A 21703-nucleotide genomic window follows, 5' to 3' on the forward strand; every position below is an offset into this window, starting at 1 on the left:
GGAATTATAATGCTGTATAATAAGTTTTCAGATTTTTTAAAGAATAAGTATGGGACGAAAGTTTACAAGCTTCCGCTAAATTTGCCTGTTACATGCCCTAACAGGGATGGCAGAATAAGTTCTAAGGGTTGTGCTTTCTGTGGAGAAGAGGGAGCCGGGTTTGAAAACCTGCCAAGTTTCTTGAGTGTGAGCGAGCAGCTCGGCAAGAATTCAAAATATATTGGCGAAAATTATAAATCGGAAAAGTTTATTGCGTACTTTCAGAATTATTCAAATACCTACCTTCCGTTAGATGATTTTAAGAAATATATACTGGAGGCTTGCCAAGATAATATTGTCGCTATATATATATCGACGCGTCCTGACTGCGTGCCGGAGAGTTATTTGGATTTCCTTAGTGAAATTAGAATTAAGAAAGGTATGGATATTGTCATTGAACTGGGGCTTCAAACTGTTAATTATCACGCTTTGAAGGAACTAAACAGAGGCCACCTTCTGGCGGAATTTATTGATGCAGTATTATCTATCAGAAATTATGGACTTGAAACTTGTGCTCATTACATTTTAGATCTTCCCATGGACTCAATGGACGATACAATTGAGGGTGCAAGAATACTTTCGGCACTTAAGGTAAATCAGGTCAAGTGTCATTCACTGTATATACTCAAAGGCACTGAATTAGGAGATAGGTATATTAGAGGAGAGATTGTTCCGGTGACATTCGAGGAATATATAGATAGGACAATAGCATTCCTGGAATATCTCGATCCATCAATAATAGTTCAGAGACTTATTGGGCGAGCACCTGAGGAGCGGAGTCTATTTTGCAACTGGGGGATGAGCTGGTGGAAATTGCATGACATGATTGAGAAGAAAATGATGGATGAGAACAGATATCAAGGAAGAAAATTTAATTATCTGAATGGAAAAACATGTCTTTTTTAATAATATTCTAATGGGAATTTTGATTATATGACAATACAATATTTGTTTTGCATTGGATATTAAATTTAGATATAATTAGACATCATATTTATTGAAGGAGTTGTTATCTTGAATAATGAGTTAGTTTTGGTTGTTGATTTTGGAGGACAGTATAATCAGCTAATAGCAAGAAGAGTTAGAGAGGCAAACGTTTATTGTGAAGTAATTCCTTATAACGCTTCTATAGATAGAATAAAGTCAATGAATCCTAAAGGAATAATTTTTACCGGAGGTCCAGCATCTGTTCTTGACCCTAATGCGCCTATATGCGAGAAAGAGATATTTTCTTTAGGCATTCCGGTTTTGGGTATATGCTATGGTATGCAGCTCATGAGCTATGTACTTGGCGGTGAGGTTAAAAAAGCAGATTCCCGCGAATATGGAAAAATAGACATTAGCTTTGATCTATCTAGCCCACTGTTTAAAGGTATAGACAAGGATTCTACCTGTTGGATGAGTCACACCTATTTTGTTGAAAAAATGCCTGAAGGATTTGTAAAGACTGCATATTCTGCTAATTGTCCAACCGGGGCGATGGAAAATGCACAAAAAAAGCTCTATGGAGTACAATTTCATCCTGAAGTTCTTCATACTCCAAGAGGCAGAGATATCTTAAATAATTTCCTTTTCAATGTCTGCGGATGTTCCGGTGACTGGAAGATGTCATCCTTTGTTGAACAGTCTATAAAAGCAATAAAGGAAAAGGTTGGAGATAAAAAGGTTTTATGTGCATTGTCTGGAGGAGTTGATTCTTCCGTTGCGGCAGTTTTAATAAATAAAGCAATCGGTAAGCAGCTTACCTGTATTTTTGTTGACCATGGTCTTCTTAGAAAGTATGAGGGAGATCAGGTTGAAGAAGTGTTCAGAAATCAATACGACATAAACCTCATAAGAGCTAATGTGGAAGATAGATTTATGGACAGGCTGGCTGGAGTAACTGATCCTGAAACAAAGAGAAAGATCATTGGTGAAGAATTTATAAGAGTGTTCGAAGTAGAGGCAAAGAAAATCGGAGCAGTAGATTTCCTTGTTCAGGGAACTATATATCCCGATGTAATTGAGAGCGGATTGGGTAATGCGGCTGTTATAAAAAGTCACCACAATGTTGGGGGACTTCCTGACTATGTTGACTTTAAGGAAATAATCGAGCCATTGAGAAACCTATTCAAGGACGAAGTAAGAAGAGTAGGTACAGAGCTTGGAATTCCTGACGAAATTGTTATGAGACAGCCATTCCCAGGACCGGGATTAGCTATAAGAATAATTGGCGATATAACCAAGGAAAAGCTTGAAATTTTAAGAGATTCTGATCATATATTCAGAGAGGAAATCGCAAAGGCTGGTCTTGATAAAGAGATCAATCAATACTTTACAGTTCTTACAGGTATGAGAAGTGTTGGTGTAATGGGAGATGAAAGAACTTATGATTATACACTTGCGCTTCGTGCAGTGACTACCACTGACTTCATGACTGCTGATTGGGCTCGTATTCCTTATGATTTATTGGAGAAGATATCAAATAGAATAGTAAATGAAGTAAAACATATTAACAGGATAGTGTATGACGTTACAAGTAAGCCACCTGCAACTATTGAGTGGGAGTAGTTTACTGTATATCACAATGTAAATTAAGCTTCAGGCTTAAAAGTATAATATTTTTAGATTTTACTTTAATAAATTGGGAATTAAAGATCCTAAAATCGTATGGGGCTAAATGCCCCTGAGATTTTTATTTAGGAAGGCTGAAAATATAACTTCGGCTATAATTTCACTCCACGCCCTGTTTGACCTAAATAGGCCCTGAGAAAAATTCGAAGTAATATTTCAGCTATTCCCTAATAAATCCAATGGGGAGCAGTAACAATGAAAGAAGTAATGATAATAGTATACCAGATATCCATATTGACTTTGTTGGGGTTAATAGGGTTTATCGCTGGAAAAACAAAATACCTTGCAGAAAATGCAGGTACGGTCATATCTAAAGTAGTTATAAAATTAACAGCACCTCTCCTGATTTTTATCACTTTGGCGGGACGTGAACTTGATATTAAAAAAATATCTAACATTGGTTGGGTATATCTGCTTGGAATTATATTTTTGCTGATTGCATTTGTTTTTGGGGGTCTTATAAGCAGAGTTATGAGGCTTGAAGAGGCTACATCAAATATTTATAAAATGCACTCAATGTTTGGCAATGTTATCTATCTTGCATTTCCGTTGCTGAGTTCTTTATATGGAGATGACGGACTTTTTTATGCAGTTATCTTTGGTATTGTAAATGATACTCTTTTATGGACTCTTGGCATATTTCTGGTTAATAAACACGAGAAGTCCAGTTTGAAGGAAAACCTCAAACGGATGATTAACGGTAACACAATAGCTTTGTCTTTAGGATTGATTGTTTTAATTATCAAGACAATTCTAGGAGAATCAGTAAATAACATACCATATTTATCTAATGTAAGCGGTTTTATTTACGATACTTTCCATATGCTGGGGTCGACTACTTTCCCGCTGTCTATGCTTTTTATAGGTTTGATATTATCGGAGACTAAAATTGAAAAAGTATCGGACTTGCTTAAAAGGGCGCACATTTTTGTTTTATCTTTGTTCAGACTGATTATTCTGCCGGTTTTGGCAATGTTCATATTAGCGGTTTTTGGTAAGTCGATTGACCCTATTGCCAGGTATGTTATAATACTGGAACTCGCGATGCCTTGTGGAACAATAGTTCCTGCACTGGCGGCTGAGTACGGATCAGACTACAGATCAGCAACTGAAAATGTATTTATTACGACAATATTAGGAATATTTACTATGCCTCTGATTGTATATTGGATGCAAAGCTTAATAAAATAGTGATAAGGCGAAATACGAATATTATTCGTGTTTCGCCTTGATAATGTTCGGAATTTTTCGCCGTTCTCATTGACAAGATTCATACATGTTTGGTAGTATTATTTGTGTAGATTTCAAATTTTGCCGAAAGCTGTTTTACTTGATTGTTTTTTTCATTATTCCGGTTTTTTTGTGAAATAATAAAGGTGGAATTAAATAAATATTTATTAATTTACAGGAGGTAATTGTATATGGAAAAGCTATTCAAGCTTAAAGATCACGGTACAACTGTTAAAATGGAATTTGTTGCCGGACTTACAACTTTTGTCACAATGGCTTATGTTATCTTTGTAAACCCATCAGTATTGGGTGGTACAGGTATGGACACTGGTGCTGTATTTGTAGCTACAATTTTAGCTGCGGTAATAGGAACCCTCGTTATGGGATTGTATGCTAATGTACCATATGCACAAGCGCCGGGTATGGGGCTAAATGCTTTCTTTACATATACCGTATGTGGTGCATTGGGATTTAATTGGCGACAGGCTTTGGCAATTGTATTTATTTGCGGTGTCATAAATATCATTATAACTGCAACACGAATAAGAAAGATGCTAATAGATGCCATACCGGAAACGCTTCAATATGCTATAAGCGGAGGTATTGGCCTTTTTATTGCCTATATTGGAATTAAGCAGGCACATTTTTTGAATTTTACTTCAGAGAGTCAGAATATAACTGCTACATTACCTGGCGGTAGTGTCGTTGCAAAAGATGTTGTTCCTGCAATTGTTAATTTTACAGATCCGGTTTCTCAGTTGGCACTTATTGGGCTTGTTATAACTGTAGTATTAATGCTGAAAAATGTAAAAGGTGCGATTTTGCTGGGGATAATTTCAACAACAGTTCTTGGTCTGTTTATCGGAAATGTGACACCTAGACCTGATTTAAGTCTGGCGAATTTTATTCCTCCATCAATAACACCAACTTTATTTAAGCTTGATTTAGTAGGGTTGTTTAGCGATCCATCGAAGATTTTTATTGTTTTGAGTACGGTGCTTGCTTTCAGTTTATCAGACACATTTGATACTATCGGTACATTCCTCGGAACAGGAAGGAAAACAGGAATTTTTGATGAGAAGGATGAAGCAGAGCTTCATAAGAGTAAGGGAATAAAATCAAAAATGGATAAGGCATTGTTTGCAGATGCTATTGCAACATCACTAGGGTCTTTACTTGGAACCAGCAATACAACTACTTATGTTGAAAGTGCGGCCGGAATAAGTGCTGGTGGAAGAACCGGGTTGACCTCGGTATTTACAGCAATGTTCTTTTTACTGGCTTTGGTTCTTGCTCCATTTGCAGGAATGGTAACTTCTGCAGCAACTGCTCCTGCTTTAATTGTAGTGGGTGTATTGATGATGGAGTCAATTACCAAGGTAAAATGGGAAGAATTTGAAGAGGCTGCAGCGGCTTTCTTTACAGCGGTTATTATGCCATTTACATACAGTATTTCAAATGGCGTAGCTGCAGGGTTTTTGTTTTATATAATTTCAAAAGTTGCACGTGGAAAGGCTAAAGAAGTGCATCCTTTATTATATATAGTTACATTACTTTTTGTAGCTGACTTTGTTTTTAGAGCATTTTAAATGTTTTAATTTATAAATTTTAGGGCTGGAGGTTTTTATAATGACTAGAACAAAAAATAATCCAAAGGTTGCTGTTATCATGGGAAGTGATTCGGACTTTTCAGTTTTAAAGGACTGTATTAAGCTTCTGAAACAGTTTGAAGTTGAGGTTGAAGCAATGGTGTGTTCAGCACACAGAACACCAGACAAAGCAGCAGAATTTGCAAAGAGTGCAGAAGAAAATGGCTTTGGAGTAATTATTGCCGGAGCTGGAAAAGCTGCTCATTTGCCAGGTGTACTTGCTGCATTTACACCGCTTCCAGTAATAGGAGTACCTATAAAATCCTCTACAATGGATGGCTTGGATTCCTTACTGTCAATAGTCCAGATGCCAAGCGGCATACCTGTTGCAACAGTTGCAATAGATGGTGCTGATAATGCAGCACTGCTTGCAGTACAGATTTTATCAATCGGCAATGCTGAACTTAGGGAAAAGATGAAAGAATATAAGAAGAAACTTGCTAAAAAGGTCGAAGATAAGAACGAAGCGCTTCAGCAGAAGATTAAAGAGTTATAGGAGAATTGCCGTGAGTTGCTATGATGAGGGTAAACAAATGAATAGTATATGCTGCGAGATCTTTGATGACAAGGATTTCAGGCTTGATAAGCTTAATGAGGAGTGCGGCGTTTTTGGAGTATTTGGAAGAGATAATTTAGATAGTGCCCGATTAACTTATTATGCTTTGTATGCATTGCAGCACAGAGGCCAGGAAAGCGCAGGTATTGCAGTTAATAATAATGGTGAATTTGCGTATCATAAGGATATGGGACTTGTACCCGAAATTTTCAATGAAGAAACAATAAAGAGCTTAAAAGGGCAGAGTGCCATTGGACATGTACGTTATTCAACTACGGGAGCAAGTCTTAGAGATAATGCTCAGCCTATGGTTATCAAATATAAGAATGGGCACATGGGACTTGCACACAATGGAAATCTTGTCAATGCATCGGAGGTTAGGGAAAAGCTTGAGGGAGATGGAGTAATCTTTCAATCCAGCAATGACTCGGAAGTAATACTTAATCTTATTTCAAGATGCAGGCTTAAAACCTCGGGAATTGAAGATGCTATTGTTAAAATGATGGATGAAATCAAAGGTTCATATGCACTGGTTATATTGACTCCCCAAAAACTTATCGGAGTCAGAGATCCTTTTGGTATAAGGCCGCTTTGTATTGGACAGTTGGAAGAATCCTATGTTTTAGCTTCAGAGACTTGTGCCTTAGATGCGGTTGGGGCCAGTTATGTAAGAGATGTAAATCCTGGTGAGATTGTATTAATTGATAAGAATGGTTTAACCTCTGTTCAGACAAAAGCTCCAGAAGAATCAAAGCTTTGCATATTTGAACATATCTATTTTGCAAGACCAGACAGTTATATAGATGGTGCAAGTGTTTACAGATCAAGGCTGGAGGCAGGGAAAAGACTTGCAAAGGATTATCCTGTTGATGCCGATCTGGTAATAGGAGTTCCCGATTCGGGATTGACAGCGGCTATGGGGTATTCAAGGGAATCGGGAATACCATATGGTGTTGGACTTATAAAGAACAGATATATTGGTAGAACATTTATACAACCTGATCAGGATAAAAGAGAAAAGGGCGTAAAAATTAAGCTCAATGCCTTAAAGGATGCAATAGACGGAAAAAGAGTAATAATGATAGATGACTCGATAGTTAGAGGTACCACTAGTAGAAGAATTGTACAGCTTTTAAGGGATGCAGGAGCAAAGGAAGTTCATATGAGGATAAGTTCTCCTCCGCTAAAATTCCCATGTTACTTTGGTATAGATATTTCTTCAAAAGAACAGCTGGTTGCGGCCAAGCATAATATTGAAGAAATAAGGGATTTGATTGGAGCAGACAGCTTGGGGTATCTTAGCGTTGAAGGTGTATTACAGACTCCTATTGGTTCAAAATGTAGTTTTTGTACCGCATGCTTCAGGGGAGATTATCCGATGGAAGTACCGGAAGAGGGAACCAAGTTTTCTTGTGGATGATAATACTAGCAAATAGGTGAAGCAAACTTGCTAATATCGATGGGGCTAAATGCCCTTGGGTTTTTGATAAAATTATAAATTTTGGGGGTAGGGTAATGAGTAGTTATAAAGATGCCGGCGTTGATGTTGAAGCTGGATATGAAGGCGTTAAACTGATGAAGAAAGATGTTCAAAGGACGTTCAGACCTGAGGTGCTCACTGATATAGGTGGCTTTGGGGGTCTTTTTGCACTAAATAAGGACAAGTATCAGGAACCGGTTTTAGTATCGGGAACAGATGGTGTTGGTACAAAACTAAAAATTGCATTTATGATGGATAAGCACGATACAATTGGAATTGACTGCGTTGCTATGTGTGTAAACGATATTGCTTGCAGCGGAGCCGAACCGTTATTTTTCCTGGACTATATTGCTCTTGGCAAGAACAAGCCTGAAAAGGTAGCTGAGATTGTAAAGGGTGTAGCTGACGGATGTGTTATGGCAGGTTGTTCACTAATTGGAGGGGAAACAGCGGAAATGCCGGGCTTCTACCCTGATGAAGATTATGATGTAGCAGGATTTGCAGTAGGTATAGTTGATAAAAGCAAGGTAATTAACGGAAAAAGAATTAAAGCAGGAGATAAACTTATAGGTATTTCGTCTTCAGGAATACACAGCAACGGCTATTCTCTTGTAAGAAAGGTTTTAGCTCCAAGCAAGGAAAAATTATCACAAGAGGTTAAAGCATTAGGAACTACACTTGGGGAAGAGCTTATAAAGCCAACAAAGATATATGTAAAGACTATATTGGACTTGAAAGATAAATTTGATATAAAAGGAATATGTCACATCACAGGCGGGGGCTTCTATGAAAATATGCCTAGAATGCTTCCTGAAGGATTGGGAATTAAGATATTCAAAGGAAGCTGGCCTATCCTTCCTATATTCAATTTGCTACAGAGTCTTGGGAATGTAAGCGATAAGGATATGTTCAATACATTTAACATGGGTGTAGGTCTTGCTATGGCTGTAGACAGCCAAATTGCAAACGAAGTAGTAAACTACTTGAACAGAGAAAAAGAAGAAGCCTATATAATCGGAGAGATAGTAAGCGGAAAGTCTGAGGTAGAAATATGCTGAAAATAGGCGTACTCGTATCGGGTGGGGGCACAAACCTCCAGGCAATTATTGATAAGTTGGAAAACGGCTATTTGAGCAATTGCTCCATTGTTACGGTGGTATCCAGCAAACCTGATACTTACGCACTGGAAAGGGCACGTAAGCACGATATTGAAGGAGTGTGCATAGCAAGAAAGAGTTTCCCTTCGATAGAGGAATATGACCTTGCCTTAATTTCTCACCTTGAGAGCCATGGTGTAGAGCTTGTAGTAATGGCAGGATTCCTTTCCATACTTGGTGAAACGTTTATAAAGAGGTATGAGGGCAGGATAATCAATGTGCATCCTGCACTCATACCATCGTTTTGCGGTAAAGGGTATTATGGATTGACACCTCATGTTAAAGCACTTGAGTATGGTGTAAAGGTGACAGGTGCAACAGTACATTTTGTGGAACTTGAGGCTGATGCAGGACCAATTATCCTGCAGAAAGCAGTTTGTATAAAAGAGGATGATACCCCAGAAACTCTACAGAAAAGAGTGATGGAGGAAGCAGAGTGGGACATACTTCCAAAGGCTATAAAGCTGATTTCTGAAAACAAGGTATTTATTGAAGGCAGAAGAGTCAAAATTTTAGATTAAAAATATTAGGAGTGATAATATGATTAAGCGTGCGTTGATAAGTGTATCTGACAAAACCGGAATTGTTGATCTTGCAAAAGAACTTTCAAGTATAGGAGTGGAGATTATATCCACTGGTGGAACCCATAAAGCATTGAGCGATGCAGGTATAAATGTTATAAACATCTCTGATGTTACGGGTTTCCCTGAGTGCCTTGATGGAAGAGTAAAGACTCTCCACCCAAAGGTTCATGGCGGACTTCTTGCAATGAGAAGTAATCCTGAACATATGAAACAGATAAAAGAGCTTGGAATAGACCCTATAGATATGGTTATTATAAACCTTTATCCATTTAAACAAACTATTCTAAAAGGACATGTTGAATTGGAAGAAGCTATCGAAAATATCGATATAGGTGGACCTACAATGCTTCGTGCAGCAGCAAAGAACTATCAGGATGTAGTTGTAATTGTTGATCCTCAAGATTACCAGATGGTTATAGATGAACTTAAGTCATCAAAAGAGATTTCTGTAAAGACTAAATTCAAGCTTGCATCAAAGGTATTCGAGCACACAAGCCACTATGATACATTGATTGCAAAGTACTTGAGGGATAAGGTTGGAGAAGAGGAATTCCCACAAACTTTATCACTTACTTTTGAAAAGGTTCAGGATATGAGATATGGAGAAAATCCTCATCAGAAGGCTGTTTTCTACAAAGAAATAGGTGCAAATATCGGATGTATATCTTCAGCAAAACAGCTTCATGGTAAAGAAATGTCCTATAATAATATCAATGATGCCAATGGAGCTCTTGACCTTTTGAAGGAATTTGACGAGCCCTCAGTTGTAGCAGTTAAGCACGCAAATCCATGCGGAGTTGCAAGTGCCGATAATATTTATGACGCTTATGTAAAAACTTATGAAGCGGATCCCGTATCAATATTTGGTGGAATCATTGCTGCAAACAGAGAAATTGATGAAAAAACAGCACAGGAAATCAACAAGATATTCGTTGAAATTGTTATTGCGCCTTCTTATACAGAAGAAGCGCTGAAGATTCTTACTCAGAAGAAGAACATCAGAGTACTGCAGTTAGACAATATTTCAGCAAAACTCCCAGCCGGTACATACGATATGAAAAAGGTTGCAGGCGGTTTGTTGGTTCAAAGCTATAATAACGAGCTTTTGAATGTTGATGAGCTACAATTTGTTACTGATAAGAAGCCTACGAAGGAAGAGTTGGAAAGCCTTATTTTTGCGATGAAGGTAGTAAAACATACCAAGTCCAATGGCATAACTCTTGCAAAAGGCAAACAGTCTTTAGGAGTTGGCCCTGGCCAAACTAACAGAATAATGGCTGCAAAGATTGCAATCGAATATGCTGGAGAGCGTGCTAAAGGTGCTGTTATGGCTTCCGACGCATTTTTCCCATTCCCTGATTGTGTAGAAGCAGCTGCAGCAGCAGGCATTACTGCAATAATTCATCCAGGCGGATCTGTGAATGACCAGCAATCTATAGATGCCTGCAATAAGTATGGTATAGCTATGGTAATGTCAGGAAAGAGACACTTTAAGCACTAATTTAATATGCTATTTACTGCTACAGGGGATAGCTTTTTATAAGCTTATCCCCTGATAGGTTTGCACCATATTGTGCAAAGAAAGTTGCGAAGAATCTTTAGTTCTTGGGAAAATTGGTGTACTTATGGAATAGGCATCTAGGTTTAAACACCTTTGAGATTTTATTTAAGGAGTGGTATGATGAAGGTTTTGGTTGTAGGCAGCGGTGGACGTGAACATACGCTTGTATGGAAAATAGCTCAGAACAAGCAGGTAAAGGAACTTTATTGTGCACCTGGAAATGGTGGAATATCAGCTATTGCAAATTGTGTGCCTGTAAAGGCTATGGATATAGATGGAATGGTAAGCTTTGCAAAGGAAAAGAGTATAGATATGGTTGTTGTTGCACCCGATGATCCGCTTGCAGCAGGTATGGTGGATGCCCTTGAAAAAGAGGGAATCAGGGCATTTGGACCAAGGAAAAATGCTGCCATAATAGAAGGCAGCAAAGCTTTTGCTAAAGATCTTATGAAGAAATATAACATTCCTACAGCAAAGTATGAAGTCTTTGATAAAAGCAGTGATGCATTGGAATACTTGAAAACTCAGAAATTCCCTACAGTTATAAAAGCGGATGGATTAGCTTTGGGTAAAGGTGTTATAATTGCTCAGAATATTGAAGAAGCGAATGAAGCAGTTGTTAATATCATGGAGGATAAGGCATTTGGAGAAGCAGGAAACAAGGTTGTAATAGAGGAATTCATGGTAGGACCTGAAGTTTCTGTACTTGCTTTTACTGATGGTAAAACGGTTAAGCCAATGGTGAGTTCACAGGATCACAAGAGGGCACTAGATAATGACCAGGGTCTTAATACCGGAGGTATGGGTACTTTCTCGCCAAGCAGAATCTATACCAAAGAAATGGCAGATTACTGTATGGAGAAAATATTCAAACCGACAGTGGATGCAATGAATAAAGAGGACAGAAAGTTTAAGGGAATATTGTATTTCGGAATTATGGTAACCAGTGAAGGACCGAAGGTTCTTGAGTACAATGCAAGATTTGGAGATCCTGAAACTCAGGTTGTAATTCCAAGGCTAAAGACTGACCTAATCGAAATTTTCAATGCCATAATAGATGAAAAGCTTGATGAAGTTAATATAGAGTGGGAAGATAATGCTGCTGTGTGTGTTATTATGGCATCGGGCGGATACCCTCAGAAGTATCAGACAGGCTATGAAATAACAGGCCTTGATGAAGCACAAAAAGATTCAAGCACAGTTGTATTCCATGCCGGCACAAAATTTGAGGATGGAAAGTACTATACTGCAGGCGGCAGAGTTTTAGGAGTTACCGCTGTAGAGAGCAACCTTGATCTGGCAATCAAAAAGGCTTATGAAGGTGTTGCAAAGGTAAGTTTTAAAGATATGCACTACAGAAAAGATATAGGCATTAAGTAAAAGGAAAACATATAAGTGCTTTGGTAGATTGGATGATCTGCCGGAGCACTTTTTTTGTATGAAGTCAAAGAAATATTAAGGGATAATACTGAATTTTTATATCGTAAATAAGCAGGAATAGTAATTGCAGATAAAGAAAAGAATAATATGGAAGTTCAGAGTACTGACGAGATGAGATTGATAAATTTAGTCTTGTAATGCTTTTCGGTTTAAAGGAAACAAGGTAGCGTTTCTTTGTTCACTATGCGATTAGGAGGAAGGGTATGGATAAGAGTATTAAGGAAATTATTAGCAAAATGACTGTTGAAGAAAAAGCCAGTTTATGTTCCGGGTTGGATTTTTGGAATACTAAGGCTGTAAAAAGGCTCGGAATACCTTCAATTATGATGACTGATGGCCCTCATGGATTAAGGAAGCAAGATGAGAGTGTAGAAGAGTTATTTGACATTAATAATAGTATTCCGGCCACATGCTTTCCTACTGCGTCTGGATTAGCCTGTTCATGGGACAGAAAACTTGTAGAAAGGGTTGGAATAGCATTAGGGGAAGAGTGCCAGGCGGAAGGTGTTTATATACTTCTAGGACCCGGGGCTAATATAAAGCGTTCACCCCTATGCGGAAGAAATTTTGAGTACTTTTCTGAAGACCCTTACCTTTCAACTGAAATAGCTGCCAGCCACATCAGGGGAGTGCAAAGCCAGGGGGTTGGTGCATCATTAAAGCATTTCTGTGCCAATAATCAGGAGCATAGAAGAATGACTATTGATGTGGTTATTGATGAAAGGACACTGCGGGAGATTTATTTTGCAAGCTTCGAAGGTGCTGTAAAGCAGTCAAAGCCGTGGACTGTTATGTGTTCTTATAACAGGATCAACGGCGAATTTGGCTCTCAAAATAAGTATACGCTTACCGATGTTTTGAGAAATGAATGGGGGCATGATGGTTTTGTAGTATCGGATTGGGGAGCAGTTAATGATAGGGTAGCTGGACTTGAAGCCGGTCTGGAGTTGGAGATGCCTTCAAGTGGTGGAGAGAGAGATAAGGAAATAGTAGATGCTGTTAAAAACGGCAGATTGTCCGAAGAAATTCTTGATAAGGCGGTAGAAAGATTATTGGGAATAACCTTCAGGGCTGTTGATAATAAAAAGGCAAATGCCACTTTTGATAAGAAAATTCATCACGAATTGGCAAGGGAAGCTGCAAGAGAGTCTATGGTTCTGTTGAAAAATGAAAATAGCATTTTACCTATAAAAAGAGAAGGTACTATAGCGTTGATTGGAGCTTTTGCAAAGGAGCCAAGGTATCAGGGTAGTGGCAGCTCTCATGTCAGACCGATTATGCTCGAAAGTGCATATGACGGAATAATAAAGTCAGTGGGGCAAAAGGCCGAAATAAACTACTCACAGGGATATGAATCAGAAAATGACGTTGTAGATGAAAAGTTGATAAACGAGGCAAAGGAAGTTGCTATAAAATCAGATGTAGCCGTTGTATTTGTAGGATTGACTGAAGAATATGAATCAGAGGGATATGACAGGACACATTTGAGAATACCTGAAAATCATATTAAACTTATTGAGGCAGTTGCAGAAGTGCAAAGCAAGACAATTGTAGTACTAAGTAATGGTTCACCAATAGAAATGCCGTGGATAAACAAGGTAAAAGCTGTATTGGAAACTTACCTTAGCGGTCAGGCGACAGGTGATGCTGTAGCGGATGTGCTATTCGGTGATTTCAGCCCTTGTGGAAAATTAGCTGAAACTTTTCCTGTGGAGCTTAGTCATAATCCTTCATATCTAAATTTTCCGGGAGAGGGAGATCGGGTTGAATACAGGGAAGGGCTATTTGTAGGATACAGGTATTATGACGCAAAAAATATAAAACCTCTATTTCCGTTTGGCTTTGGACTTAGCTATACAAATTTCGAGTACACCGATATAAAGTTGAGTAAAAATGAGATTTTCGATACTGATGTACTAAATGTAAGTGTAAGGGTTAAGAATACCGGAAAAGTACGTGGGAAAGAAATCGTTCAGCTATATGTAAGAGATGTTGAAAAAAGTGTTGTAAGACCTGACAAGGAGCTAAAAGGTTTTGAGAAGGTTGAACTTGATGCAGGTGAAGAGAAGACAGTAACTTTTGCTCTGAACAAAAGAGCGTTTGCCTATTATAATACTGAAATCAAGGATTGGTATGTAGAAACGGGAGATTTTGAGATACTTATTGGAAAGTCCTCACAGGAAATTGTACTAAAAGGTCTTGTCAGGGTTAATTCTACAATAAAGATAAATAGGAAATATGATATAAATTCAACAGTTGGAGATATAATTGGGGATCCTGACGGATTAATTAAAGCAAATGGAGTTATGTATGAATATTTGAAAAAGTTCGGAATGGAAAAAGGGTTGAAAGAGACTAAGAAAAGTACTGTAACAGAGATGGTAAAATATACACCTTTAAGAGCATTACCTGGCTTCAGTAGAGGGGAAATAACCAAAGATATGGTGGATGAACTTATAAAAGTGCTGGGGAATAGCTGAAGTATTTCTTGAAGATTGGTTAAATTTTATGTACAATCATATTTATATAGCTTGCTGATTATTCGAAGGATGGAGTTGATCAAATGGGCAAGAAACATATTTGTCTTGATATTGGCGGTACAAAGGTGCTTGGAGCCATTTTAGACGAAAAGGACAATATAACATTCAAAGTAAAGAAAAAAACAAAGGTAGATAAGGGATTAGAAAAGGTTGAGGAAAGAATAATTGATGTAGTTGATGAGCTTATAAAAGAATCGGGAACAGATAAGAATGAGATAGCGGCAATAGGAGCAGGAGCGCCAGGCGTTATAAATGAAGAAACGGGTGAGATAATATATGCCCCAAACCTTCCGTGGAAAAACTATGATATAAAGAAAGTAATGGAAAAAAGGTTTGGTATTCCCTTTTATATTGGAAATGATGCCAATATGGGAATGCTTGGTGAGTGGAAATACGGAATGGCAGTTAAAAAGGAAAACGTTGTGGGTATATTTGTAGGCACTGGGGTTGGTGGTGGCCTTATAATAAATAATAAACTTTTTACTGGAAAAAGACATGATGCCGGAGAGCTTGGGCATATGAGCTTAAATACAGAAGGACCATATTGTAACTGTGGTCAGAGGGGTTGTCTTGAAGCTTATGCGAGTAAAATTTCGATAACCCGGGAAATTAAGGTGCAGATTGAAAGAGGAAGAAAAACAATACTAAAAGACTTGCTGGGAGAAGATTCTATAATCAAAAGTAAAGATTTAAAAGAAGCTATAGATGCAAAAGACAGTCTTGCATTGGAAGTTATGGATAGGGCTGTTTACTATCTTGCAGCAGGTACAGGTAATCTGATAAATATTTTTGGCCCTGATATGGTAGTGCTTGGAGGCGGGGTTTTGGAATCTCTTGGTGATTTTATAATGCCTAGAGTAAAGGACTATGTAAAAAGATTTACATTGCCTGAGATCCTCAATGGTACGGAAATTGTCCGGAGTGCACTTGGAGATGATGCCATTATTTACGGTTCTTTAGCCATTATTAAAGGGAAAAAAGGGTAGTGATCAAGTGGAGGACAATGCAAAAAAGATAGGCATTTCAGGAGGTACTTTCAATCCTATACACTATGGTCATTTGATTGTTGCTGAGATGGTGAGAGATAGGTTTGGACTTGAAAAGGTGCTTTTTATTCCTTCCGGCATGCCGCCGCATAAGAATTTGAGTAATGTTGCCAGTGCGGAACACAGGTTTAATATGGTTCAGCAGGCTGTAAAGGATAACCCTTATTTTGTTGAGTCCAGGATTGAGGTTGAACGTGGGGGCTATACTTATACCATCGATACTCTGAAAAATTTAAGTGAAATCTATGGAAAGAGTGCAAGGTTATATTATATAATTGGAGCAGATGTATTGAATGATTTGCTTACATGGAGAAACTATCAGGACGTGTTTAATATATGTGAGTTCATTGCTGTTTTGAGGCCTGGAAACGATTCTGAAGGCTTTAACAAGCAAATGGAATACCTTAGAGATACTTTCTCGGCCAGAATTCATTTTATAGATACTCCTCTTATAGAGATATCTTCTACTGAAATCCGAAACAGGATAAAAGGAGGAAGGTCAATAAAATACCTTGTTCCTGACACCGTAGAAGCTTATATTAAAGAAAATAAGTTATATATTGATTAGAAGAGTCAGGTTTAGCTTGAAGGTTTGCATTAGTTTTTAAAAGAGGTATTGATTGATGACAATAGATGAAATTAGAGACAAGCTTCAGAAGGTTTTATCACCTAAAAGGTTTAAACATTCATTGGGTGTTATGGAGACAGCCGTTAAACTAGCATCAAAATTTGGAGTTGATGTGAAAAAGGCAGAGTTGGCAGGTATCCTTCATGATTGTGCCAGGGAAATAAAAAAGGAAGAAGTTTTAAGACTGTGTAAGGAGCATAATATTGAGGTAGATGATATATGTGCTTTGGAGCCTAAGTTGCTCCATGGACCTGTTGGTGCAGTAGTAGCAAGGGCGGAGTATGGAGTAGAGGATGAGGAAATTCTTGGAGCTATCAACTGCCATACTACAGGCCGCAAGAATATGAACACTTTAGATAAAATAATTTTTCTGGCAGATTATATTGAGCCTGGAAGGGATTTCCCTGGTGTTGAAAAAGTTAGGGAGGTTGTTTTTGCTGACCTTGACCAGGGAATGGTTATTTCTCTGAGGAGTATTATAAAACATCTGGTTAAAAAAAGAGAACTTATTCAGATAGATACAATAGACACATGGAATTACGTTATGAAGAATATAGAATAAACTGTTGAGTTTTTCATTTTAGGTATTTGCAAAGCAAATGTTTCAAAAATTGGATGGTCTCAAAACATATGAGATTTTGCTTGGTGGAACTTGTGGAGGTTTGCTGCAATATGGTAGCTAAGGGAAAAGGACTTGGAAAGGTTAGAGTAAAAAGCGTTAAGCGGATTATATTGTCTGCAGGTGTGCTAATTGCAGCTGTAATAGCAGCATTAGTCATATTTAATAATGTCTTTTCAAGTAAGTCCAAGGAAGTTAGTGTAGAGCCTGTTCCTACACCTACCGCTTCGGAAAAGAATGTTGATAGCAAAGCCGACATAAAAGAGGAAAATTTTAAGATAGCAAATGTTGAGACGACAGATTCTTCCGATAAGGAAGCAATGAAAGCAGTTGGCGAGGCAATAATAAAAAATAAAGATATAAGTGTAAAGGTTATAAATTACACTAGAATATCAGGACTTGCAGAAAAGGTAAGAGTAGCACTTGAATTAAACGGATTTGTTGTAAGCGCTGGAAATGATAACTCTCTAAAAAGTATAAGTTCGGTTGTAATAGAGAAAAAAGAAAATGTTTCAGGGGAATGGATTAAGAATTTGCTGGACATTAAAAAGGTCAGGAAGGAACTTGATCCTCAGTCAAGGTTTGATATTTTAGTAATATTAGGTGATGATTATAAATCTTAAATAAATGGATTTAAAGTCTAAAGATAATTTTGAAAGGGTGGAGTTAGTGGATTCAAATATAATAGCACAAAAGATTGCCGAGATTTTGACAGATAAAAAGGCAAAGGATGTAAGAAGTATAGACATAAGCGAGGTTACAGTTATTGCAGATTATTTTGTAATTTGCAGCGGTACTTCAACAACGCATATTAAGGCTCTTGCTGATGAAGTAGAGCAAAAAATGAAGGAACAGAATGTCGAAATTCTTAGAAAAGAAGGATATAACAGTGCAAGGTGGATTCTGCTTGACTTTAATTTCGTAGTTGTTCATATTTTCCATGAAGAGGATAGAGCGTTCTATAATCTTGAAAGATTGTGGTCTGACGGCGTTATGCGTAGATAGAGCAATTTTAAACTTACAAATTTGTAGGTATTTATAATATTAACATTGTACTTCATCTGTTTGTTCATGCATATTTTTTTTGCTATCCAGTATAATTCGAAAATTAAAAACAGGTTTATCCCAAAAGTAAGCTTTTCACGGGTAAACCTGTTTTGTTTTATGAAAGGCATATTTATTCTGTAAAGAAGGGTTGCTTTTCCAGATAACGTTTTATTTTCTTTGTTGTAGTCTTGGCAAATTCGTTTTCGCGTATAGTAAAATCTTGAACCCTCTTGTAAAGCGGCATGTTATGGTTTGCATGATTAATTTCCGATTTGATAAGTTTGTATATTTCTTCCTCTGAGGGAGTATCTGTGCCAAGCTTTTCCTTTATGATATCTAAGTCAATTACAATTTGTGCTGTAACTATAGTTTCTCCATTTGCATCTATATTTTTGCCGGTTACAAGGGATTCCTTGATATATGGACTCTTATTAATATAAGATTCAACTTCCTCTGGAAAGACGTTTTTTCCGTTCTTTGTAACGATAACATTTTTCTTTCTTCCGGTTAAATAGATAAATCCGTGACTATCTATACGACCCAGGTCTCCAGTATAGAGCCAGCCATCTTTCAATACTTTTTGAGTAGCGGCTTCATTTTGGTAGTAGCCTAGCATAATATTGCCACCCTTTACTATTATCTCACCAATTCCATCTTTATCAGGATTAACTATTTTTACCTCTATGCCTGGAAGTGGGAGACCTATTGAATCATCTCTATAGAGATTTTCTCTGTTAACTGAAATAATAGGGGATGCTTCTGTAAGGCCATATCCCTGCAATATAGTGATGCCAAAGCTTCTAAAACCTTTTGATACTACAGGATCTATTCCGGCTGCACCAGCAATAATAAGCCGTACTCTTCCGCCTAGATTATCAATTATTTGCTTAAATAGCTTTTTGCGGATATCAATTTTAAAATTGTTATAAAGAAAGTTACTTATTGAAAGTCCAAGTTTGAGTTTGAATTTTAGCTTCTTATCTTTTGAGGCTTGAGCCCACACTTTTTGATACATGTTCTCTATTATAAGAGGCACCAAAATAAGTATTGTTGGAGAGGTTTCTTTTAAATTCCTGCTAATATGTTTCAATCCTTCATTAAATGATATACACGCACCGTAGTAGGTTATAGTCAGAAAATCCACAGTACAAGCGTAAGTATGGTGAAGCGGCAATATAGATAAAACCGAATCGGTACTGTCAAAGTATATTGATGAAGTAACAGACATAAGGTCTGAACATATATTTTTGTGAGAAAGCATAACGCCTTTGGCAAGGTCTGTTGTACCTGAAGTAAAAATGAGGAAACTCATAGCTTTTTCATCAATTTTAGAGTTTATGTATCCAGAATTTCCTTTTTCTAATTGGTTTTTTCCTTCTGCAATAAGTGCTTTTAGGGAAAGAAAGCTGTCATCAGTATGATCTTCAGCGTCCATATTAATAAAATACTTTAGCCCGGGTAGATTAAAGGATATTTCTTTTAACAGGTTATGATATTTGTTAGAATAAACAACAGCACAGGCATTTGACCTATTTAAGAGGTTTTCAAGCTCACTATGAGGAAGTTCCTTATCAAGGGGTACTATTATTCCAACACCATTTGCAGTAGAAAGATAAGTTAAGCACCATTCATACCGATTTTCACTAATCAGAGCGATAAATTTATCCTTAAGACCAAGATTTAGGAGTGCAGTGCCTAGAGAGTCCAAGTCATTCTTAAACTCATTGAAAGTTATTCCCTCATAGCTTTGATCATTTGATTTAACATAAAAAGCATTTTTAGTACCATAAAGGCGACTACTCTGTTCAATCATATCCTTAAGGTTTTTTATGGGTCTTACTTCAATTTTTTTTGTTGTTTGCATTCTATAACCTCACTTTTTCCAACATAATCTAAGGGCTAAATATATAAAAGATCTTAAAAGCCAAAAATGTGGTATACATATAATATATATATAAGTTTTTTATTATATATAACATTCAATCTTGTCAAATTATTTTTGCAAAAGTCCTCATTTAAAACCTATTGAGACGTCTGTTTCTGGAGATTTTTCTTAGAATCGTTCTTAAAGCTAAAAAGCCAATTATAACTGCAAATATAGTCAACAATACTTTTTTATAAATCGAATTACCGAAAGATGTAATAATACGTGGAGGAGTAGGAGTAGCAAGGATCCTTTCTACATTTCTTGATGCGACTAAATTTACTTTCCCAATAGAGATACCAGCTTGCTTATATTCAATAGAGCCTAATACAGCACCTTCTTTGATAGGTGCTGTAATGTTTTTGTTTATTTTTATATCCTCAGAAATATCGGCTTGATTGGTTGGTTCATTTGGAAGTATACACTTCAAGTCCTCGGCAGCAACAATATTGAGATTCGGATTATAACTGGCATCAGCTACGCGGACACTAGTAACGAAAGAATTGGCTGCAATGAGATTTTGCATGGAATAGTTCTTAAAACCATATTCCAGTAAATCCTTTGAACTTTGATAGATACCTTCGGAATTTGGACATCCCAATATTACCGAAATTAGCTCCATACCCTCTTCATTTTTAGCTGAGGATACAAGATTGAAAGAAGCTCTAACTGTATAACCAGTTTTGATACCTGTTACTTCATTATAATATTTGGAACTATATTTTCCATAAAAAAGCTTGTTTGTTGAAGGTAAGGTGTAGGCCTCATTGTGCATATTTGTTGGAGGTATGGTGCAGCTGGTTTTCTTTACTATTTCTTTGAATAATGGCAGGGTCATGGCATGCTTTGCCATCAATGAAAGATCCCTGGCTGTAGTAAGATGGTTTTGACTGGCTTCATCGGTATCCATTCCGCAGGGATTTACAAAATTGGTATTTGTACAGGCAAGCTCTTTTGCCCTCTGGTTCATCTTTGCAAAAAAAGCTTCAGGGGTTGGTCCGACATTTTCTGCAATAACATATGCAGTTTCGTTGGCAGATCTAACTAGAAGCGCATTCAGTACATCTTTAAACTTGAGTTGTTCTCCAGGTAATAAGCCAATATTCATTCCACCTGGCCCTATATTATTTATAGCATACTGGCTCACAGTCATAAGTTGTTCGGGATCGGCATTTTCAATACCGATTATTGCTGTCATAATTTTGGTTGTGCTTGCGGGATAGAGTTTTTGATCGGCATTGTATTCACTAATAACCTGACCTGTTTTCGAATCTATTAAAATATAGGCTTTAGCATCAATATTTAAAGGTTCTGCTTTTGCCGTGTTGATATTCATATTCAAAATTGTAAACATAATTATGCCAATAAAGAGTTTTTTCATACGTCCCTCCAAATTTGTATAATACTATTATGTGTAAAAAATAGCAATTTAAGCTATTGTAAGGCTAAATAATAATAAAAACATACCAGTAACTATATTAAGACAATAGAAAGCATTTTGCAAATAAAATATTATTGATACTGAGGGGGAATTTGGACAAAAACATCTAAAAGTGCAGAATAATTACCTTTCTATTTAGGTGTACCTAT

The 21703-nt window shown here is 37.1% G+C and carries 18 protein-coding genes; 16 read left to right on the top strand and 2 right to left on the bottom strand.

Going from position 1 to position 21703, the window contains the following annotated elements; translation table 11 throughout:
- The first annotated feature begins 9 nt into the window (after positions 1-9).
- From ACECE_RS0214030 to rsfS, 16 genes are all read left to right on the top strand, one after another.
- On the top strand, positions 10-945 hold the full coding sequence (locus ACECE_RS0214030; RefSeq protein ID WP_010248304.1) for a TIGR01212 family radical SAM protein: 936 nt from the start codon (positions 10-12) through the stop codon (positions 943-945).
- Positions 946-1053: 108 nt separating this feature from the next.
- Positions 1054-2589, top strand: a complete 1536-nt coding sequence (gene guaA, locus ACECE_RS0214035) for a glutamine-hydrolyzing GMP synthase (RefSeq protein WP_010248306.1) — start codon at positions 1054-1056, stop codon at positions 2587-2589.
- 258 nt (positions 2590-2847) lie between these two features.
- Complete coding sequence (locus ACECE_RS0214040; protein ID WP_010248307.1) at positions 2848-3843, top strand: AEC family transporter; 996 nt, start codon at positions 2848-2850, stop codon at positions 3841-3843.
- 230 nt (positions 3844-4073) lie between these two features.
- The gene (locus ACECE_RS0214045) at positions 4074-5471 is read left to right on the top strand and encodes an NCS2 family permease (protein ID WP_010248309.1); all 1398 of its coding nucleotides are present in this window, start codon (positions 4074-4076) and stop codon (positions 5469-5471) included.
- Positions 5472-5511: 40 nt separating this feature from the next.
- Positions 5512-6027, top strand: coding sequence for a 5-(carboxyamino)imidazole ribonucleotide mutase (gene purE, locus ACECE_RS0214050; RefSeq protein ID WP_010248310.1), 516 nt, complete (start codon positions 5512-5514; stop codon positions 6025-6027).
- Between the two features lie 37 nt (positions 6028-6064).
- Positions 6065-7507: an amidophosphoribosyltransferase gene (purF, locus tag ACECE_RS0214055; protein WP_010248312.1), complete on the top strand. Its 1443-nt coding sequence runs from the start codon at positions 6065-6067 to the stop codon at positions 7505-7507.
- 95 nt (positions 7508-7602) lie between these two features.
- Positions 7603-8625 (top strand): phosphoribosylformylglycinamidine cyclo-ligase, encoded by a 1023-nt coding sequence (purM, locus tag ACECE_RS0214060; RefSeq protein WP_010248315.1) that lies wholly within the window; start codon positions 7603-7605, stop codon positions 8623-8625.
- Positions 8619-9245, top strand: a complete 627-nt coding sequence (gene purN / locus ACECE_RS0214065; protein WP_010248317.1) for a phosphoribosylglycinamide formyltransferase — start codon at positions 8619-8621, stop codon at positions 9243-9245. Before purM ends, purN begins: the two co-directional genes overlap by 7 nt.
- A gap of 19 nt (positions 9246-9264) precedes the next feature.
- Complete coding sequence (purH, locus tag ACECE_RS0214070; RefSeq protein WP_010248319.1) at positions 9265-10809, top strand: bifunctional phosphoribosylaminoimidazolecarboxamide formyltransferase/IMP cyclohydrolase; 1545 nt, start codon at positions 9265-9267, stop codon at positions 10807-10809.
- Between the two features lie 180 nt (positions 10810-10989).
- A complete protein-coding gene (purD, locus tag ACECE_RS0214075; RefSeq protein WP_010248322.1) occupies positions 10990-12249 on the top strand; it encodes a phosphoribosylamine--glycine ligase in 1260 nt (419 codons plus the stop codon).
- 263 nt (positions 12250-12512) lie between these two features.
- A complete protein-coding gene (locus ACECE_RS0214080) occupies positions 12513-14789 on the top strand; it encodes a glycoside hydrolase family 3 C-terminal domain-containing protein (RefSeq protein WP_010248325.1) in 2277 nt (758 codons plus the stop codon).
- Between the two features lie 83 nt (positions 14790-14872).
- Positions 14873-15835, top strand: a complete 963-nt coding sequence (locus ACECE_RS0214085) for an ROK family protein (protein WP_010248328.1) — start codon at positions 14873-14875, stop codon at positions 15833-15835.
- A 7-nt stretch (positions 15836-15842) separates the two neighbouring features.
- Positions 15843-16463, top strand: a complete 621-nt coding sequence (gene nadD / locus ACECE_RS0214090) for a nicotinate-nucleotide adenylyltransferase (RefSeq protein WP_010248330.1) — start codon at positions 15843-15845, stop codon at positions 16461-16463.
- 55 nt (positions 16464-16518) lie between these two features.
- Positions 16519-17085, top strand: a complete 567-nt coding sequence (gene yqeK / locus ACECE_RS0214095; RefSeq protein WP_010248332.1) for a bis(5'-nucleosyl)-tetraphosphatase (symmetrical) YqeK — start codon at positions 16519-16521, stop codon at positions 17083-17085.
- Between the two features lie 110 nt (positions 17086-17195).
- Positions 17196-17765 carry a LytR C-terminal domain-containing protein gene (locus ACECE_RS0214100; RefSeq protein WP_010248335.1) on the top strand — a complete coding sequence of 190 codons (570 nt, stop codon included), beginning with the start codon at positions 17196-17198 and terminating at the stop codon, positions 17763-17765.
- Between the two features lie 4 nt (positions 17766-17769).
- Entirely contained in the window at positions 17770-18147 is a 378-nt protein-coding gene (gene rsfS, locus ACECE_RS0214105) for a ribosome silencing factor (RefSeq protein WP_010248338.1), read from the top strand.
- 172 nt (positions 18148-18319) lie between these two features.
- On the opposite strand, the gene ACECE_RS0214110 is transcribed toward rsfS, so the two are convergent.
- Together ACECE_RS0214110 and ACECE_RS0214115 are read right to left on the bottom strand one after the other, a co-directional pair.
- Positions 18320-20053, bottom strand: coding sequence for an AMP-dependent synthetase/ligase (locus ACECE_RS0214110; RefSeq protein WP_010248341.1), 1734 nt, complete (start codon positions 20051-20053; stop codon positions 18320-18322).
- Positions 20054-20204: 151 nt separating this feature from the next.
- Positions 20205-21494: a D-alanyl-D-alanine carboxypeptidase family protein gene (locus ACECE_RS0214115; RefSeq protein WP_010248343.1), complete on the bottom strand. Its 1290-nt coding sequence runs from the start codon at positions 21492-21494 to the stop codon at positions 20205-20207.
- Positions 21495-21703: the final 209 nt, after the last annotated feature.

The sequence above is a fragment of the Acetivibrio cellulolyticus CD2 genome (genome assembly GCF_000179595.2).
GTDB classification, from domain to species: Bacteria; Bacillota; Clostridia; order Acetivibrionales; family Acetivibrionaceae; genus Acetivibrio; species Acetivibrio cellulolyticus.

What these genes read in the sequence shown, in the direction of transcription:
- ACECE_RS0214030 (WP_010248304.1), top strand. Translation starts at nt 10, where the DNA reads ATGCTGTATAATAAGTTTTCAGATTTTTTAAAGAATAAGTATGGGACG.
- ACECE_RS0214040 (WP_010248307.1), top strand. Translation starts at nt 2,848, where the DNA reads ATGAAAGAAGTAATGATAATAGTATACCAGATATCCATATTGACTTTG.
- ACECE_RS0214045 (WP_010248309.1), top strand. Translation starts at nt 4,074, where the DNA reads ATGGAAAAGCTATTCAAGCTTAAAGATCACGGTACAACTGTTAAAATG.
- purE (WP_010248310.1), top strand. Translation starts at nt 5,512, where the DNA reads ATGACTAGAACAAAAAATAATCCAAAGGTTGCTGTTATCATGGGAAGT.
- purF (WP_010248312.1), top strand. Translation starts at nt 6,065, where the DNA reads ATGAATAGTATATGCTGCGAGATCTTTGATGACAAGGATTTCAGGCTT.
- purM (WP_010248315.1), top strand. Translation starts at nt 7,603, where the DNA reads ATGAGTAGTTATAAAGATGCCGGCGTTGATGTTGAAGCTGGATATGAA.
- purN (WP_010248317.1), top strand. Translation starts at nt 8,619, where the DNA reads ATGCTGAAAATAGGCGTACTCGTATCGGGTGGGGGCACAAACCTCCAG.
- purH (WP_010248319.1), top strand. Translation starts at nt 9,265, where the DNA reads ATGATTAAGCGTGCGTTGATAAGTGTATCTGACAAAACCGGAATTGTT.
- purD (WP_010248322.1), top strand. Translation starts at nt 10,990, where the DNA reads ATGAAGGTTTTGGTTGTAGGCAGCGGTGGACGTGAACATACGCTTGTA.
- ACECE_RS0214080 (WP_010248325.1), top strand. Translation starts at nt 12,513, where the DNA reads ATGGATAAGAGTATTAAGGAAATTATTAGCAAAATGACTGTTGAAGAA.
- ACECE_RS0214085 (WP_010248328.1), top strand. Translation starts at nt 14,873, where the DNA reads ATGGGCAAGAAACATATTTGTCTTGATATTGGCGGTACAAAGGTGCTT.
- yqeK (WP_010248332.1), top strand. Translation starts at nt 16,519, where the DNA reads ATGACAATAGATGAAATTAGAGACAAGCTTCAGAAGGTTTTATCACCT.
- ACECE_RS0214100 (WP_010248335.1), top strand. Translation starts at nt 17,196, where the DNA reads ATGGTAGCTAAGGGAAAAGGACTTGGAAAGGTTAGAGTAAAAAGCGTT.
- rsfS (WP_010248338.1), top strand. Translation starts at nt 17,770, where the DNA reads ATGGATTTAAAGTCTAAAGATAATTTTGAAAGGGTGGAGTTAGTGGAT.
- ACECE_RS0214110 (WP_010248341.1), bottom strand. Translation starts at nt 20,053, where the DNA reads ATGCAAACAACAAAAAAAATTGAAGTAAGACCCATAAAAAACCTTAAG.
- ACECE_RS0214115 (WP_010248343.1), bottom strand. Translation starts at nt 21,494, where the DNA reads ATGAAAAAACTCTTTATTGGCATAATTATGTTTACAATTTTGAATATG.